Annotated in this window: 20 protein-coding genes; 13 read left to right on the top strand and 7 right to left on the bottom strand. The window is 36.0% G+C overall.

The window, feature by feature from the left end:
* Nucleotides 1-462 precede the first annotated feature (462 nt).
* From I6L50_RS11255 to I6L50_RS11275, 6 genes are all read left to right on the top strand, one after another.
* Nucleotides 463-798, top strand: a complete 336-nt coding sequence (locus I6L50_RS11255) for a nucleotidyltransferase domain-containing protein (RefSeq protein WP_002087180.1) — start codon at nucleotides 463-465, stop codon at nucleotides 796-798.
* A 64-nt stretch (nucleotides 799-862) separates the two neighbouring features.
* Nucleotides 863-961, top strand: coding sequence for a HEPN domain-containing protein (locus tag I6L50_RS34795; RefSeq protein WP_235661821.1), 99 nt, complete (start codon nucleotides 863-865; stop codon nucleotides 959-961).
* 13 nt (nucleotides 962-974) lie between these two features.
* Nucleotides 975-1,166 carry a HEPN domain-containing protein gene (locus I6L50_RS34800; protein ID WP_257475382.1) on the top strand — a complete coding sequence of 64 codons (192 nt, stop codon included), beginning with the start codon at nucleotides 975-977 and terminating at the stop codon, nucleotides 1,164-1,166.
* 105 nt (nucleotides 1,167-1,271) lie between these two features.
* A complete protein-coding gene (locus tag I6L50_RS11265) occupies nucleotides 1,272-1,805 on the top strand; it encodes a sigma-70 family RNA polymerase sigma factor (RefSeq protein ID WP_219301502.1) in 534 nt (177 codons plus the stop codon).
* Between the two features lie 4 nt (nucleotides 1,806-1,809).
* Nucleotides 1,810-2,217: a PadR family transcriptional regulator gene (locus I6L50_RS11270; RefSeq protein ID WP_016128876.1), complete on the top strand. Its 408-nt coding sequence runs from the start codon at nucleotides 1,810-1,812 to the stop codon at nucleotides 2,215-2,217.
* A 7-nt stretch (nucleotides 2,218-2,224) separates the two neighbouring features.
* A complete protein-coding gene (locus I6L50_RS11275; protein WP_219301504.1) occupies nucleotides 2,225-3,481 on the top strand; it encodes an FtsW/RodA/SpoVE family cell cycle protein in 1,257 nt (418 codons plus the stop codon).
* A gap of 102 nt (nucleotides 3,482-3,583) precedes the next feature.
* Here the strand turns inward: I6L50_RS11275 and I6L50_RS11280 are convergent, their stop codons facing one another.
* The 4 genes from I6L50_RS11280 to I6L50_RS11295 all read right to left on the bottom strand — a co-directional run bounded on the left by I6L50_RS11280 (nucleotide 3,584) and on the right by I6L50_RS11295 (nucleotide 8,375).
* Nucleotides 3,584-4,147 carry a hypothetical protein gene (locus I6L50_RS11280; RefSeq protein ID WP_219301506.1) on the bottom strand — a complete coding sequence of 188 codons (564 nt, stop codon included), beginning with the start codon at nucleotides 4,145-4,147 and terminating at the stop codon, nucleotides 3,584-3,586.
* An 84-nt stretch (nucleotides 4,148-4,231) separates the two neighbouring features.
* Nucleotides 4,232-6,568 (bottom strand): RNA polymerase recycling motor HelD, encoded by a 2,337-nt coding sequence (helD, locus tag I6L50_RS11285; protein ID WP_219301508.1) that lies wholly within the window; start codon nucleotides 6,566-6,568, stop codon nucleotides 4,232-4,234.
* A gap of 295 nt (nucleotides 6,569-6,863) precedes the next feature.
* Complete coding sequence (gene prsA, locus I6L50_RS11290; RefSeq protein WP_219301512.1) at nucleotides 6,864-7,733, bottom strand: peptidylprolyl isomerase PrsA; 870 nt, start codon at nucleotides 7,731-7,733, stop codon at nucleotides 6,864-6,866.
* Between the two features lie 447 nt (nucleotides 7,734-8,180).
* On the bottom strand, nucleotides 8,181-8,375 hold the full coding sequence (locus tag I6L50_RS11295) for a hypothetical protein (RefSeq protein ID WP_000172693.1): 195 nt from the start codon (nucleotides 8,373-8,375) through the stop codon (nucleotides 8,181-8,183).
* A gap of 118 nt (nucleotides 8,376-8,493) precedes the next feature.
* On the opposite strand from I6L50_RS11295, the gene I6L50_RS11300 reads away from it, so the two are divergent.
* Complete coding sequence (locus tag I6L50_RS11300) at nucleotides 8,494-8,829, top strand: DUF1878 family protein (RefSeq protein WP_002134804.1); 336 nt, start codon at nucleotides 8,494-8,496, stop codon at nucleotides 8,827-8,829.
* Nucleotides 8,830-8,834: 5 nt separating this feature from the next.
* Here the strand turns inward: I6L50_RS11300 and I6L50_RS11305 are convergent, their stop codons facing one another.
* From I6L50_RS11305 to I6L50_RS11315, 3 genes are all read right to left on the bottom strand, one after another.
* On the bottom strand, nucleotides 8,835-9,392 hold the full coding sequence (locus I6L50_RS11305) for an HTH-type transcriptional regulator Hpr (protein WP_002134805.1): 558 nt from the start codon (nucleotides 9,390-9,392) through the stop codon (nucleotides 8,835-8,837).
* Nucleotides 9,393-9,691: 299 nt separating this feature from the next.
* A complete protein-coding gene (locus tag I6L50_RS11310; RefSeq protein WP_002011120.1) occupies nucleotides 9,692-10,054 on the bottom strand; it encodes a YtxH domain-containing protein in 363 nt (120 codons plus the stop codon).
* A 208-nt stretch (nucleotides 10,055-10,262) separates the two neighbouring features.
* Complete coding sequence (locus I6L50_RS11315) at nucleotides 10,263-10,697, bottom strand: HIT family protein (RefSeq protein ID WP_001016832.1); 435 nt, start codon at nucleotides 10,695-10,697, stop codon at nucleotides 10,263-10,265.
* A 700-nt stretch (nucleotides 10,698-11,397) separates the two neighbouring features.
* Here I6L50_RS11315 and ecsA point away from each other — a divergent pair.
* The 6 genes from ecsA to I6L50_RS11345 all read left to right on the top strand — a co-directional run bounded on the left by ecsA (nucleotide 11,398) and on the right by I6L50_RS11345 (nucleotide 17,057).
* The gene (gene ecsA / locus I6L50_RS11320) at nucleotides 11,398-12,141 is read left to right on the top strand and encodes an ABC transporter ATP-binding protein EcsA (protein ID WP_061674035.1); all 744 of its coding nucleotides are present in this window, start codon (nucleotides 11,398-11,400) and stop codon (nucleotides 12,139-12,141) included.
* Nucleotides 12,134-13,345, top strand: a complete 1,212-nt coding sequence (locus tag I6L50_RS11325) for an ABC transporter permease (RefSeq protein ID WP_219301514.1) — start codon at nucleotides 12,134-12,136, stop codon at nucleotides 13,343-13,345. Before ecsA ends, I6L50_RS11325 begins: the two co-directional genes overlap by 8 nt.
* Nucleotides 13,346-13,358: 13 nt before the next feature.
* The gene (gene ecsC / locus I6L50_RS11330) at nucleotides 13,359-14,066 is read left to right on the top strand and encodes an ecs operon protein EcsC (RefSeq protein WP_002011122.1); all 708 of its coding nucleotides are present in this window, start codon (nucleotides 13,359-13,361) and stop codon (nucleotides 14,064-14,066) included.
* A gap of 137 nt (nucleotides 14,067-14,203) precedes the next feature.
* Nucleotides 14,204-14,929, top strand: coding sequence for a (Fe-S)-binding protein (locus I6L50_RS11335; RefSeq protein WP_219301516.1), 726 nt, complete (start codon nucleotides 14,204-14,206; stop codon nucleotides 14,927-14,929).
* A 15-nt stretch (nucleotides 14,930-14,944) separates the two neighbouring features.
* Complete coding sequence (locus I6L50_RS11340; protein ID WP_219301518.1) at nucleotides 14,945-16,375, top strand: LutB/LldF family L-lactate oxidation iron-sulfur protein; 1,431 nt, start codon at nucleotides 14,945-14,947, stop codon at nucleotides 16,373-16,375.
* Nucleotides 16,356-17,057, top strand: coding sequence for a LutC/YkgG family protein (locus tag I6L50_RS11345; protein ID WP_219301520.1), 702 nt, complete (start codon nucleotides 16,356-16,358; stop codon nucleotides 17,055-17,057). Before I6L50_RS11340 ends, I6L50_RS11345 begins: the two co-directional genes overlap by 20 nt.
* The last annotated feature ends 106 nt before the right edge of the window (nucleotides 17,058-17,163 follow it).

The following is a 17,163-nucleotide window of genomic DNA, read 5'->3' on the forward strand; positions in this document are numbered from 1 at the left end:
ATAGGTATTATGTAGTGAGCCGATTTTTTATACTCGTAATAGGTGTTTATTTATTCATACTGTTATGAAACTAATGCATAATCCGTCTTTGTTGGCACCATAAATGATGATAGCATTGGAATGAAATACACAGCTGAACTAGAAAAAGCATTAAGAGATGCTGTAATTCCTGTAGATTAACAAGAACAGGCGGCTGCGTTAGCTTAAAAATAAACCGCGTGAGGGAGAGTCCTCATGCGGTTTTTTGTTTTATTATATTTGTACAGAGTGTACTGAAATTAACTGAGTGTAGATTTTTGTTGCTTAACAGGATATGGATACGAAAGGTATAATAAGTATTATTATATCGTTTGAATAACTTAACAATTGTAGTAGTCTATTAGAGTTGAAATGAATCAATTTATTAATTTGCTTCTACAGCTAGGATTTATTGAGAAGGATTAATTTAAAGTGGTGAATGGAATGAATACTAATGTTCAAAAAGAGTTAAATCAATTAGTAGATAAAATGACTTCCTCTCTTTCTGATGTTAATAAAATTATTTTATTTGGGTCTCATGCTTACGGTATGCCTAATGAGGATAGTGATTTTGATTTGTGTGTAGTGGTTGATGGTATTGGTAAGAGGAAAAGAGAAGCCTTAAAGAAATTGAATTTAAGTATATTCGATGTAATGAAAACACCAGTCGATTTACTTGTTTACGGTTCTGAAGAATTTAATGAGCGTTCTGGTAATCCTGTAACAATGGAATACAAGATTGCTGAAGAAGGTAAGGTATTGTATGAAAAATTTCAGTGAGGCAAATTTATGGTTTGAAATTGCAGATTCAGATCTTAGAGTTTCTAATCATTTATTGTCTTTAATGCCTATTCCTTTTGCAATTATCTGTTATCATTGTCAACAGTGTGCTGAGAAATATCTAAAGGGGTATTTAACGTTTAAAAGAACTTCATCCGCCTAAAACGCATAATTTAATGCTGTTAGTAAAGGAATGTGCTGAATTTAATATGGAGTTCAATGATTTAATAGATGATTGTGCAGAGTTAAATAGTTATGCGATTGAAGTCAGATATCCTTATTTTGAAGAACTTAATAAAACAGACGTATCGCAAGCTATAAAAAGTGCGGGGAATATTAAAAGTTTTGTTTTAGAAAAAATTAAATAGTAGAGGATGAACAAAACGGTATGGACATTTCCAACCGTTTTTTTATGAATTTATAAAACTTTTCCATACAGTGCGTCGTCTAATATATGGGAAGGAGGAAATGATGTGGATGAATTAACTATAGAAGCGTTTGAAATAGAAGATAAGGAACTCCTTATCGATGAAATAATGAACAAATATGGACAAGAAGTCTTACAGCTTGTGTATTCATATGTGAACAATAAAGAAGTCGCTGAGGATGTAACGCAAGATATATTTGTGAAATGTTATAAATCTCTTCATACATACAAAGGGAAATCGAATGTGAAAACGTGGTTGTGGAGAATTGCGATTAATCAATGTAAGGACTACATAAAAAGTTGGTATAACAAAAAGGTGATCGTGACAGAGGATGAAGCTGCTTATATGGGGGTTCAAAATGATAGTGTCGAACAAACTGTCATTCAAAATGAGAAGGACCGTGAATTGGCTTCTGCAGTAATGAATTTACCGATAAAATACCGAGAGGTCATTTATCTATTTTATTATGAAGAACTATCAATTAAAGAGATTGCTATCGTAATAGAAGTGAAAGAAAATACGATAAAAACGAGACTGAAAAAAGCGAAGGAGCTTTTGAAGAAAGGATTGGAGGAATAATCAAATGGAAGATCGATTAAAAGGCCTGCGAAAATCAATGGAGAATACAACGTTTAAACATTTGAGTTTTTCTGATCAACATCGAAAGCAGGTGCGCGAAAAAATCAATGCGTCAAACGAAAAGGAAGAGGACATCTCTTTAGCGATTTTACAACTCCTCAGTAATGAAAAAACAGGATACGAATTGTCACAGTTACTACGAGGGAGAGGGATTCGGAAATTCGAAGGAAATGAAGGGTTTTTATATACCGTATTACATCGTCTAGAACAGAATCGTTTTATCCAATCGAGTTGGGATCATGCAGGAGCGAAATATTATCAATTAAATGATAAAGGAAGAAAGATGCTGCGAAAGGCAGAAAAAAATGCTACGAAGGTACAATTTATATTAAAAGGCTTAGTACAGGAGTGAGGCGAAATTGAATAAAAAAGGGGAGCGTTTTGTAAGCGAGGTTACGAATCATATTAAATCAAAAGAAGCAAAGAGCTTTGTAGCAACCGAACTAGATTTTCACTTAAAACAGGCAAAGAACACATGGATAGAAAAAGGGTTAAGTGAGGAAATTGCTGAAAATAAAGCTGTGGAACAAATGGGAAGTCCGATTAAACTAGGACAAGAACTTAATAAACTTCATAAGCCAAAGGTGGATTGGTTCTTACTTATTTTATTAGTGGCTGCGATGGGGTTAGGGTTTTTGCCAATAATCGCTCTTGGGCATACGAACGATTTATTAATGAACAAAGTAATTTTTGTTATTCTCGGCATTGCAACAGCTGTTGGGATCATGCTACTTAATTATCGGAAGTTAGAGAGGCTCGGGTGGCTGTTTTATACAATCGGTGTACTTATCTTGTTAATGATAAAATGTTTTCCGACTGGTTACGTGATTGGGGAAGCAATAATAAAAATTGGCCCCATCAAAATTGACTGTTTAATGACGATACCATTCTTCTTTCTAGCTTGGGCTTCTTTTTTCAATAATAGTAGGTTAAAGTTTATGCATCTTCTCATGTTGTACGTATTTTCTTTATATCTATTTTCAACCACATCAATTCTTTTACCAATTTTCATCTACATTACGATGGTATTTGTTATGCTTTGGTGGAGTAAGCTAGGAAAGAAAACGGCATGGCTCATTACAATATTGCCTATTTTACCATTGATTATTAGGGATCTATTTTCCTGGTCTGCTGTAAAAGAATACCGGATAGCTAGAATTTTAGGGTTTATAAACCCAGCGCATGATCAATGGGATTTACGTTTAAAAGAGGCGATGTCTTCAGCAGGTTGGTTTGGTACATATGGAAATATAAAGTCTATCCCTGCTGCCCATACTGATTTTGTATTCGCGAGTTTGACTTACTATTATGGATATGTACTTGCGCTAGTTCTTGTCATTATTCTTTCTCTTTTTGCAGTAAGAATAATGAACATAGCTTATAAAATAAATGATGGTTATGGTAAATTGCTTCTCGTTGGCGGAGTGACTCTTTTTGTAATCCATTTTATTTGTAACGTTGGCATGATCCTCGGGATATTACCACGTTTTTCTATATCATTACCTTTTATTAGTTACGGATGGATACCAACTCTATTTCATGCATTTATAATGGGGATCGTGCTGAGTGTATATCGGCGTAAAGATATGTCGTTTAGAATGAGAAAAACACCTTGATACTTATATAAGTTGCATATAAAAGAATGCATTATTATGATTAAGTACAAACGTAAATAGATAGTAGAAGAGGGTTATGATAAATAACCCTCTTTTTCGTGTCTAAATAAGCGCACTTTCTTTAATAGAAATACATAATTCAGAACGAGAGATTGATTCAGTTAGTTGTTGTAAATAGGAGTATTCTTCCGCATCTTTTTCGGAAGTGCTAGGATCTAATAAAGGTGAAGATAAAAGTACATCAAGTGTAAGAATGTCTGCATCATGAGAAGTGATGTGATAACCTGCAAATACTGGGCGTTTTAAGTCTTTTACTTTTTGAATCATCTTATGAAATTTCGTAACATTTATATGGATCGTGGCTAATGGAAAACATTTTTCGGTCGGGTTATCGATAGTTTTTCTAATTTTATAATCGTATACGTAATAGTACTTTTCTTGTTCTTCTAGTTTTTGCAACTCTTTCGTTAATAAATGGTATGTATCTGTAAGACCAGTTGTGAGTGCATCGTGCTCTGCACCAACTAATAATGTGAAAGGTCTTGGTGATGAGATTTCAAAAGGACGGACGTTTAGGGCGGTAAAAGTAGGGGGAGATTGTAAAATGTTATGTAATTTTTCGGTAGGAAACACGCCGTCATAAATAGCAATAAAATAATGGTTCATCTTGTCACTCCTTAGCTTTTTCTAAAATGGTATATTCTACTTTGATGGTGTAAATCCTGCATAAAAAAGAAACACCTTGAATCATCAAGGTGTTTTCGTTACAAGCTCAAAACTCTCCGAAGCAGCCCCTGTTACAAAAGGACTAACCTCACCAACGCTATAAAGCTGCAATTCATGCATTGCGCGCGTACAAGCAGTGTAGAACAATCTACGTAGGCTCTCATCGCTGTACACATCTTTAGAAGCATCGTAAATAATAACAGCATCAAATTCGATACCCTTCGCTAAATAAGCAGGGATAACGACGATGCCTTGCTCATACTCGGCTGAGTTACTTTTCACAAGTTTAATATTCTCGATATGACTGAGTGCCTCGTATGCAGCGGCACTTTCAGCCGCGGATTTACATATAATTGCGATCGTATTGTGCTGTAGTTTTTGTAGTTCAGCAACTTTGGAAGTGATACGCTCATGCAGCTCACTGTAATCCGAAACTTTAGTTACTGTAGGCTTTTCACCGTCACGTTCAAATGCATTAATGTTCTTTCCTTCAGGTACGAGGTCCCGTGTAAATTCAATTATCGGTTTTGTTGAACGATAGCTACGAGTTAAGTTGATGCCGTTCGTTTCATCTGATCCGTATAAGCTAGTAAGTGTATTGAAATTAACTGTCTCACTCGCATGAGCAAATATCGCTTGGTTAAAGTCTCCGAGTACTGTCATTTTTGCGGCAGGGAAGAGACGTTTTAAAAACTCGAACTGAAATGGAGAATAATCTTGTGCTTCGTCTACAAGTACGTGTTTAATCGATCTGTTCGTTTGGAAGCCTTCAATTAATTCTTTTAAAAGTAAAAATGGAGTCGCATCCTCGTAATGTAGCTTTCCTTCATCAAGCATGTTCACAGTTAATGAGCAAATGTCGTCCCATTCTTTAGGTTTTTCCCCAGCAACCCATGATGCATCTGTGAAGAGTTGTTTATATATGCCTGTGAAGTTGATGAAGCGCAATGTTTGAACACCTTTACGAAGCGGCTTCAATTTTTTACGGATAATCATACGTCCAAGTACTTTCGTTTCTTTCTCAAAATCATTAAAGGAGTTGTCGTCAAACTCGCCTTTTTTCTGTAAATATTTATAAGCCTTTTGGTATTCATCTTTACTAAGTAGTTCAATTTCTTCTTCTACCCAAGGCTTTTTCAGTTCTGTTTTTTCAATTGTGTCTATTTGTTTGTTTAGCCAATCCGTTAACTTCTCAATTCGATTATGGAAGCGGAGGGAGGAATCAGTATTATAAAATTGCTCTGTAATTTCTTTAGCAGAGGCAATCAGTTTTCCTCTAAATTTCATTCCTCTAAATAGCATGCCTGAAGATTCAAGAGATTGTCTGTACGCTCTAATCATCTCGAAAAATTGAGTAGATGCTTTAAATCGAATGCTCGCATTTCGAGTTTTATAATTTGCGCTATTCGTTTCAGTTAACATATATTCTAATTGCTCGTAAGGATCCTCAACGTCAAATGACTTACTGAGTCTATGGTTTAAATATTCTTGGAATGTAACTTGCTGCATATTTTCTTCGCCGAGTTCTGGCAGTACGTTAGATACGTAGCTGTTGAACATGGAGTTAGGGGAGAAGAGAATGATTTGATCTGCTTTTAGCCATTCACGATATTTATATAGTAAGTAGGCGATTCGCTGCAGGGCAGCTGATGTTTTACCACTACCAGCAGCTCCTTGAACGATAAGTAGTCGCCCTTCATCGTGACGGATAATTTCATTTTGCTCGCGCTGAATCGTAGCAACGATACTTTGCATATGTTTGTTTGTTCCTTTTCCGAGCGCTTGTTGCAGAATTTCATCTCCAATTGTGAGGCTCGTATCGAACATTGAATCAATCTCGCCATTTTGAATAATATATTGTAATTTTTTCTCTACATTACCGCAGATTACGCCTCCTGGTGTGCTGTATTCAGCCGGTCCTGGTGGATAATCGTAGTAAACACTTGAAATAGGTGCGCGCCAATCGTATATAAGAAAGTTTTCTCCACTTGCATCTGTAAGTGTAGCGACCCCGATATAAATTTGTTCTGCGCCAGATTCGCCTTCTTCTTTGAAATCAATTCGTCCGAAGTAAGGTGCTTTATGCATACGGCGTAGTGCGGCAAGTCGATTAAAGGTGTGCTTATGGGTAATTTGTGTTACGGCTAGTGACTGAGCTTGTTGTCTTAAGTTGATAACTGTTTCAAGATAATCGTCAAAAGTATCAGTGTTAACTTTAACATCATCCCAGAAGTGTTTACGAATGTTGATTACTTCTGCTCGGCGTCTGCCAGTGTCGCTTTCCAGTTTATCAATTTGCTCCGTAATCGTTTCTATTACGGTATCCAATCGTTTTTGCTCTTGATCAAGTTTTTTGTTCATACGTAAGCACTCCTTTAAAAGTGAAAAATAGAGGTTGACTGAAGATGTGTTTTGGTGTACAATTAAGATACGGATAAATACATTATTTTATTTTTAGTGAATGCGTTTCTGTACTAATTTACCATAGTTTTTTAATTTAATCAATGATAATAAGATAAACCTTGGTTTCGTGTTGCACGAAACCAAGGTTTTTTTGTGTTGAATGGAGTAAGGTGAGGGAGTATATCGATTTATCGGCAAAAAAACTACTACAAAATAAAAAAGCTTGGGGGCTACCCAAGCTTTTTTCACTTCATTATTTCTTTTCGTCTTTTTTAGCGTCAGCTTTTGGTTCTTCGAAAAGATCTTTCAAATCTTTGTCGTCAACTTTTACGTCAGCTTTTTTGATTTCTTTCATCATAAGATCGTTCATAAATTGAGCATCTTGTGTTTTCTTCGCAACTAACTCTTTTTTCAGGTCAGCTTTTGATTGCTCAAATGATTTTTCTGGTTCTTTAATGTCTGTTACTTTAATGATATGGTAACCAAATTGTGTTTTTACAGGCTCGCTTACTTCATCTTTTTTCAGTTTATAAGCAGCATCTTCGAATTCTTTAACCATTTTACCATGTTCGAAGAATCCTAAGTCGCCACCTTTTTCTTTTGAAGCAGTATCTTCAGAGTATTGTTTCGCTAACTCTTCGAAAGATTTACCTTGTCCAAGTTCTTCTTTAACCTTTTTAGCAGTCGCTTCATCTTTTACAAGAATGTGGCTTGCCTTAACTTGAGGCTTGTAGTTATCTTTTAATTCTTTATCAGTGATTGTTTTCTCGATAGCTTGTTCTTGAGCTAATGAAGCGCGAACGCCATTTTTAACTGTTTCTTCTTTAAGGCCTTGTTGTTTCATTAGTGTATCGAATTGGTCACCGACTTGCTTTTTCATTTCATCGAACTTTTTGTCTACTTCTTTGTCATCGACTTTGTAGTTTTTAATAAGTACTTTTTCCATAACCATGTTATTTAGTACTTGTTTACCAGCTTGTGTCTTCATTTGATTGTAGAACTCTTCTTTAGTGATGTCACCAGCTTTAGATGTAACAATTTTGTCTGATGATGATGATGATGTTCCACATGCTGATAATGCGATTACACTTGTTGCGGCTAAGGCAAGCATAGCTTTCTTCATTCAATAAACACTCCTACTATTATGTATTTTTAATTTATCCCATACGAATGAAGAAACGCCTTATGATAGGTTATTTTCGTTCATAAGAACCTGATTAAGTCTCACTGATGTCTTTGCTTTTTTTATATGTAAAAGCACGCTTAACAGGGCTTACCGAGGCTTTAGGATAAAGTTTAGATGCGTGTCGTTTGTTTCATAGTATAAGCAATATGTACAAAATTTAATATATCATATTTCGACGGGTTTTCCTATTGATAAAGAAATTTTAACCAGTTTGTGTCAGATTTTGAAAGGGTACCATATTGGGCGCATGTCGCATATACAGAAAAGAGGAGGGGATGGGGGATGAATTCAAAACTTATTTTATTACTTGTACTGTTTATTTTATTAGTTATAGTAGGTATAATTTGCTTATAGAGGAAAAAAATGAGGAAGGGGCTTCCTTCCTCACTTTCCATGAAATATAATTTCTACATAACTAGAAATTAATAGAATGGTAATACATACATTAATAACTCGAAAGACACCGGGCTGGCGGCTCGCAGATATTTGTTTTCGCTCACACAGTGTATGTGTCATGAAATTCGTGTAAAATATAACAAGAAGTGCGAATGCAACAAAAACAACGGTTATAAGAGTCATGAGGCGAGACCTCCTTTTGGCTAAAATACATATACTTTATATATTGTATCATACGATATTTTATTCGTGTTACAAAATTCAGAAATAGAAGACTTTGTGTTAGGAAGCGAGGGAGAAAATGGACGTTGTAAGAAGACTAGAACAAGCTGAATACTACGTAGACCTACTATTTAAAATGATTGATGAAGAAAAGTGTCCATTTTATTCTTTAATCATAAAGAAAAAAGCTCGTAAAAAAGACATTGAACGTATACTAAAACTTTGTGAAAAACTGAACGAACAATATGTAGTGGAGAAAGCAGAAGGCCTTCTATTGTTTGATGCGCTATTAGATCAATTTGAAAAAGCGCTTCCACATCAGCTCGAAGTACACGAAACTGCGGAAGCGCTAGCAAAACAAGGTTTATTTAAGCCGCTTATGAATGAATTCTTAAGCATGATTGCGAAAAAATAAATAGATTATTTCTTAACTAACTTTTGATCGGATTCCGTAAAGTTCTCCTCAATATCTTCTAATGATTTCTCAAAAATATCGATGAAGTCTTGTCCGTAAATATTACGCAGGATTGCAATCAGTTCGATATTTTCTGGGAACTTACCATAAAAATTACGAAGTTCAAGTGCTCCATTAAAAACAGAATTATTTTCAGGATCATACTCCTCCATTAAGCGAAGCAGTAATTCTTCCCCTTTGTCTGTAATTTCAATGTACGTATTTCGTTTATCATCTTCTTTTTTTGAGAATATAAGATAGCCGCGTTCTTCAAGCTTTTTAGAGAAGTTAAACGCCGTTGATACGTGCATAACTCCAAACTTAGCAATCTCAGAAATAGAAGCCCCTTTTAAATGATAAGCGATGGTTAAAATGTGATGCTCATTAATGTTTAAATCGTAAGGTTTAATCCATTGTTGCCAATCTTTCTCTACGCATTTCCATAACGCTTTCGATAATTGAGCAATACGTTGGCTGAAAATCATCGCTTCTTTTACCGAGTAATTTTTTTCTCCACTTTTCATTTACTCACCCACTTTAACATTCTTTTTTCATTATTATCTATTATGCCAGTAAAATAAAAATTAATAAAGTCTTTTTGTGAGAATTGTGAAAATTTTTCGGAAAAATAACATTCTATACAAATCATGCATAACTATGGAAGCGTTTTATGAGTCGAGAATACATGTGTTGTCTTTACATGTTAAGGGATAACATATATTGTAAATGCATAAAAACACGGCATATCTATGTGATATGCCGTGTTAAGGTCAATTCGTATGAAAAATATTTGTTATATGCAAAAAACTAAGCAGGAATATGTTTACGCTTTTTCTGGAACGGCTTCTTGTAGTTTCTCAATTGACTTTTGAATGTCTAAAATTTCTTTTTCAATATGTCGTTTGTTTTGAGAAATATCTTGTTTCCAGTTAGAAAGCGTGTCATGCATATCGTCTTTTAGTTCTTGGAATACTTCTTTACCTTCTGAAGCAGTTTCAACGATTTGACGCTTTAATAACTTCGTATCAGCTGTAATATCAGCTAATGTTTTTTTAATATCAGTTCCTTTTTCTTTCAGCTTACCGCGCATAGCTTTACCAGAAGAAGGAGTTGAGAAAAGAACGGCTAGCCCAGCAACTGCTCCGCCGCAAAGTACACCTGTAATAAAGGATTTAGCTTTTGACATAAAAGGAAACCTCCTTATTTTTCGTTCGTATTCATGATGTATAAAAGTGTGCATATCTTTAAGACAAGGGGAAGAAAAGTGAGCTTTTCTCTCTTGTACATGCTATGCACAAAAAATCATATCCCCGGCATTTTTTGTGAAGAAAGAAGCCATACAATAAATGCCAGAGGAATCGGCTTATTATGTATTACTTCTTATTATAGTGGCACTATTTCACACTATTTGCAATTGTACTTGCGATGTTTTGTAAATTTTCCATTGTATATTCATTTTGGTGTGATTTCCAAACAGCACCGAAACCATCGTTTTCACCGTAGCGTGGAATTAAATGAAGGTGGAAGTGGAATACAGTTTGTCCAGCTTTCTCGCCGTTATTGTTAAGTAGGTTGAAGCCAACTGGATTAAATTCTGCTTTCATTGCATTTGCGATTTTTGGAACGACAGCAAAAATATGTGATGCGATTTCTGGCGTTAACGCAAAAATGTCTTGTTTGTGAACTTTCGGAATAACAAGAGTATGTCCTTTTGTTACTTGACTAATATCTAAAAATGCAAGTACATGTTCATCTTCGTATACTTTTGAGCAAGGGATTTGCCCGTCAATGATTTTACAAAAAATACAATTGTCCGCTGTATGATTCATCGATCTCATCCTTTCAAATGGTCTTAGCCGTATTTTACCATAATTACATAGGAGAACAAACACGAAAAACAGGAAGCTGACTCAGCTTCCTGTTTTCTGAAGAGGGATTGAAAAAGCATTTTTTATAATTTACGGTTCGCAGACACCTCATTTATATAAGAAATACATGGTAAATCGGCTGAAATATCTACCGTAGACACCCCATTTTCAAGTGAAATGAATTGCAATCTTGTATTAAATGAAATTGTTAGTGTTTAAAACAGTATATGCTCTTTCACAGACACCTCATTTATTTAAGAAATGCACGGTAAATCGGCTAAAGTCTCTGCCGCAGACACCCCATTTTCAAGTGAAATGAATTGCAATCTTGTATTAAATGAAATTGTTTATTTTTTAAAACAGTATATGCTCTTTCGGAGACACCCCGTTTCGAAAATGAAACAAATTATCTGGTTATGTGTAAATTTCATTGTCCAACTTGGACACCCCATTTCATGATGACTTCACTATGTTGTTGTACTCATCAATTGGTGGTTGCTTTTTCAAGTGTGTTCCTTCTTCCTTAATTATGATGTCCGCTTTCGTAAAAATATATGCGAAGAAATTTTAATTTTTTTTGGAGACATCGATACTATGTAGTACAGCACAATTTTTGGTAAGATGAATATAGAATGAATATCAATGAAGAAAGTGGTGTCGTATGAGCGAGTTATTGCGTGTAGAAAATGTTACAGGAGGATATACGAAACGACCTGTACTGCAAAATGTTTCGTTCTCTGTTAATAAAGGCGAACTTGTCGGCTTGATCGGTTTAAATGGAGCCGGGAAAAGTACGACAATTAAACATATCATCGGTTTAATGGAGCCGAAAAAAGGAACTGTCACAATTAACGGGAAAACAATTCGTGATGATATGACAGCGTACCGTTCTAGTTTCTCCTTCATTCCAGAAACGCCAGTATTATATGATGAGTTAACGTTAGAAGAGCATTTGAAATTAACAGCGATGGCGTACGGTGTAGATGAAAAACAATATGAAGAACGTGTAGGACAATTATTACATGAATTTCGCATGAAAAATCGCTTAAAATGGTTTCCGTCTCATTTCTCAAAAGGGATGAAACAAAAAGTGATGATTATGAGTGCATTTTTAGTTGAACCATCACTTTACATTGTAGACGAACCTTTCGTTGGACTTGATCCGTTAGCGATTCAATCACTTCTTCAAATGATGGATCAAATGAAAAAGAGTGGTGCGGGTATCTTAATGAGTACACATATTTTAGCGACAGCAGAGCGCTATTGTGATTCATTCATTATTTTGCATCAAGGTGAAGTGAGAGCGATGGGAACATTATCAGAACTTCAATCCGGGTTTAATATGCCTGGTGCAACGCTTGATGATATTTATATTGCGTTAACGAAGGAAGAAGATTATGAATAGCACAGCGTTATGGAAAGAACGATTTCGGCACTTTCTAAAAGAAGTTCGTACATATAGTAAATACGTATTTAATGATCATTTGAAATTTATTTTCGTATTTATCATCGGTGCAGGAGCGTATTATTACCAGCAATGGTTACAAACGTTAACACCTTCGTTTCCGACAGCGGTCGTTATGGCAGTCTTACTTGGTCTTGTATTAACAGCTGGGTCAGTCCAAACGTTATTAAAAGAAGCAGACCTCGTGTATTTGCTGCCAGTTGAAGAAAAGTTAAAGCCTTACTTTACGAAGGCATTTCTTTTTACGTTTATGATTCAGTTATACATAATCGCAATGGTAGCAGCTGCGCTTGCCCCGTTATACTTCCAGCAAATGAAACAAACAGGTGCCAATTACATATGGATTGTAATTGCGTTTGTCATTGTAAAAGCGTGGAATTTATTCGTAGCGTGGGAAAAATCATTTTTAACAGATCAAAATGTACAAAGAGCGGATTGGTTTATTCGTTTTATTTTAAACGGCTTATTTGTGTACGTCCTTGTAGAACGTACTTCAGTCATTTTTACCGGTGTGATTGTCTTTTTAATGGCGCTATACCTTGCCGTTATGCACCAAAAGGTGAAGGGAAAGCCGCTAAACTGGGAGTATTTAATTTCTGAAGAAGGTAAAAAAATGATGCTGCTGTACCGCATTGCGAACATGTTCGTTGATGTACCAGCGTTAAAAGAGAGAGTATCACGTAGGAAATGGCTTGATTTCATTCTTTCGATGATCGGTGAAAAACGTACATATTTATACTTATATACGAGAACATTTTTAAGATCGGGTAACTATTTCGGATTATATATGCGTTTACTCGTTCTTGGCGGGATTATTCTTTACTTTATCCCATTTTTATATGGACGTTTTATCGTAAGCCTTGTTTTCTTATACTTAATCGGCTACCAGCTCTTAACCCTTTGGAAACATCACCGTATGAAAGTTTGGCTTGATTTATATCCGGTAGGGGAAGACGAGAAGAAGAGAGATTTCCTTACTTTATTAAATGCGATTCTTATCATTGGTAGTGTTGTATTTACAATTATATTTGCACTTGCGACGAAAGATTTCATAATGACCGGCATTTTATTTGTCGTAAGCATATTATTTAGTATCGGTTTCGTTTATCAATACGGTGCAAAGCGCATTGAGCGTTTAAACTGAAAGGAATGAACCTATGATTACATATGAAGAGAAGGTTATAAAAGAATTGGAGCAGTGGAAAGCTACATTCATGAAAGATTCTTCTATGATGACACGGTTCTCTAAAAAAGTGCAGGTGAAAGTGCAACAACTAGTGCCCGCGAAAGTGCAAAAGGTACTAACAGAAACGATTCGGATGATGGTGCAAACAATTAGTGCTGGATCAAACTTCATAAAACCGAAGCTAAAAGAAACGAACTGGTCACTGCAAAGAAGAGACGATGAAGTACGTAAAAAAATGGATGAGTACAAAAAAGTCGCAGCGGCAGAAGGAGCAGGAACGGGAGCAGGTGGTATTCTCCTCGGTCTTGCTGATTTTCCGCTTCTACTTACCATTAAAATAAAATTTTTATTTGATGCAGCAACATTGTACGGATTTGATACGAGTAAAAAAGAAGAGCGCCTTTTTATTCTTCACGTTTTCCAGCTTGCTTTTTCAAGTGACGATTACCGAAAAGAAGTATGGAAAGCGATTGAAACGTGGGATACAGAAGAAGAAAATCATATGGACTGGGAAAAGTTCCAAACAGAATACCGAGACTATATCGATTTAGCAAAAATGCTTCAACTCGTCCCGATCATCGGTGCCCCGGTCGGAGCATACGCAAATTATCAATTATTGCAAAGGCTTGGGGAAGTAACGATGAATTGTTATCGTATGCGCTTGCTTAATAGAAATTAATTTGTTTTACAAAAAGCATCCTAAATTACACATTTAGGATGCTTTTTTTTATTTTTATTCATATTTTTAATTTTTTTACCAATAATATACAGATAAAGTTACTTGAGCTTACTTTACTGTATTTAGGGGTGCAAAATATGAAAGTATCAATATTTATTACTTGTGTTGCAGATATTTTTTATCCAGAAGTAGGGAAAGATGTTGTGGAAATTCTTGAAGATTTAGGGTGTGAAGTTGATTTTCCCAAAACTCAAACTTGCTGCGGACAACCTGCTTATAATAGCGGGTATGTGAAAGAAACAAAAACAGCTGCAAAGCATATGATTGAAGCCTTTGCCAGTTCAGAATATGTTGTGGCACCATCGGGGTCTTGCGCTATGATGGTTCACGAGTTTTCTAGCTTATTTTCTGAAAGCGAAGCGGATTGGAAGAAAAAAGCTACTGAACTTGGAAATAAAACATATGAATTCACACAATTTCTAGTTGAAGTATTAGGGAAAGAAGACTTAGGTGCAGAGCTTTATAAAAAAGCAACGGTTCATACATCTTGTCATATGAGCCGATTAATGGGGATTAAGGAACCACCGCAAAAACTATTAAAGTGTGTAAAGGGACTGGAAGTTGTTTCATTGCCGCATAATTATGATTGTTGCGGATTTGGAGGGACATTCTCGGTGAAAATGCCAGAAATCTCTGAGCAAATGGTTGAAGAAAAAGTAAAGCATATTATGGAAACCGGTGCGGAATTGTTAATTGGGATGGATTGTAGCTGCTTAATGAATATAAAAGGACGTTTAACACGTAATGGTTATCAGATTGATGTAAAACATATTGCTCAAGTATTAAATGAAGATCGAAAATAAGAGGGGGATATAGAGATGGGAATGAGAATAGGGAACGATCCCTTTCATAAGCGTACTGAAACAGGCATTGGGGATCAATTTATGCGACAGGCTGTCAGGAAAGCGCAAGATGGTCTGAGAATCAAGAAATTAAAAGCCACTGAGAGTCTTGGGAAGTGGGAGGAATGGCGAGCTTTAGGAGAAGAAATTCGAAAGCATACATTAGAAAACCTTGATTATTATTTATATGAGCTGAGTGAAAATATTGAGAAAAACGGTGGTTTCGTTTATTTCGCAAAGACTGCAGAAGACGCAAGGGAATATGTAAAAGAGATTGTAAAAAAGAAAAACGCGAAAAAAATTGTGAAATCAAAATCGATGGTAACAGAAGAAATTAGTTTAAATGAAGCGATTGAAGAAGCTGGAGCAGAAGTGTTAGAAACAGATCTTGCTGAATTTATTCTACAAGTGAACGACCACGATCCTCCCTCGCATATTGTTGTTCCATGCCTTCACAAAGATAAAGAGCACATTTGTGAAATATTTAAAACAAAGTTAAATTACACTGGAACATCTGATCCTACGGAAATGGCGAGGTTTGTAAGAGATTATTTACGTGATGATTTTTTTGCAGCGGATATAGGAGTGACTGGATGTAACTTTGCTGTTGCAGAGTCTGGATCAATTTCTATCGTAGCAAACGAAGGAAATGCAAGACTTACTACGACACTTCCGAAAACGTTGATTACAGTTATGGGAATGGAGCGTATTGTTCCGACATGGGAAGAGCTTGATGTTTTAGTAACACTTCTATGCCGAAGTTCTGTAGGACAAAAGTTAACAAGTTATATTACAGGGTTAACTGAGCCTGGCGGGGAAGATGGACCTGAGGAATTTCATTTAGTCATTGTTGATAATGGTCGTTCCGATATTGTAGGAACAGAATTCCAAAGTGTCCTTCAGTGCATTCGTTGCGCGGCATGTATTAATGTGTGTCCTGTATACAGGCATATTGGTGGACATGCATATGGCTCTATTTATCCAGGACCAATTGGAGCTGTGTTGACACCGCTTTTAGGGGGATATGATGAATATAAGGATTTGCCTTACGCATCTAGCCTTTGTGGTGCTTGTACAGAAGCGTGTCCAGTGAAAATCCCGTTACATGACTTATTAATTAAACATCGCAGCCGCATTGTAGAAGAAAAACGATCACCTGTAGCTTGGAACGTGGCTATGAAAGGTTTTGAAAAAGCGGTGAAGAGTCCTAGACTATTTTCTTTTGCAGCGAAGAGCGCTCCGTATGCATTAAAACCTCTTGCAAAAGGGGATAAGATCGAGCGTGGAATTGGACCGTTAAAAGCTTGGACGGATGCGAGAGATTTTCCAGTTCCGAAAAAACAACCGTTTCGAGAGTGGTTTGAAAAACACGAAAAGGAGAACAATGATGGCCATCCAAAATCGTGAGGAATTTTTACTCCAGTTATCAGAAAAGCTTGGTAGGAAACGTCCAGAAGCAGTGGAAAAACCGAACTGGTCTTTTTCCCCGCAGTGGACTGTTTTTGACGGACTGGCGCAAGACGAACTTGTACTAAAGTTAATAGAGCACTGCGAAGTCATTCATACAGAAGTAAAGCGAACAACAAAGGAAAATCTTGTTGAAACATTGGGGTCTTTTATAAAAGATTGGAATATCGAATCTGTTATATGTTCGAATGATGAGCGCTTTAATGAGTATGGTCTTACACCATGTTTCAGCAATGAAGGAACAACACATTTTCGTACATGGGGATTAGAACATAAAGAAGAGGACATAAAATTTGCGAAAGCTGCTGACCTTGGCATTACGTTCAGTGATATGACTTTGGCAGAATCAGGAACCGTTGTACTATTTAATGACGGGTTAAAAGGAAGACATGTGAGTCTTCTTCCGGAGTCATATATTGCAATCGTTCCTAAAAGTACGATTGTACCAAGGTTAACCCAAGCTACAAAACTGATTCATGATCAAAGTAAAGCGGGAGAAAACTTGCCGGCTTGTGTGAACTTCGTTTCTGGTCCGTCAAATAGTGCGGATATTGAAATGAACCTTGTCGTAGGTGTACATGGGCCAATTAGAACAGCGTATATTATTGTGGATGATCAATAATGATTTACGTGTGCGGCAGAGCGCGAAATATAGCTGAAACATTATAAGAGTACTGAAAATAGAAAGCGCTGGCTGTTAAATATAACCGGGGCTTTTTATTTTGCGT

This window comes from Bacillus sp. FDAARGOS_1420 (genome assembly GCF_019344915.1).
Lineage (GTDB): Bacteria > Bacillota > Bacilli > Bacillales > Bacillaceae_G > Bacillus_A > Bacillus_A mycoides.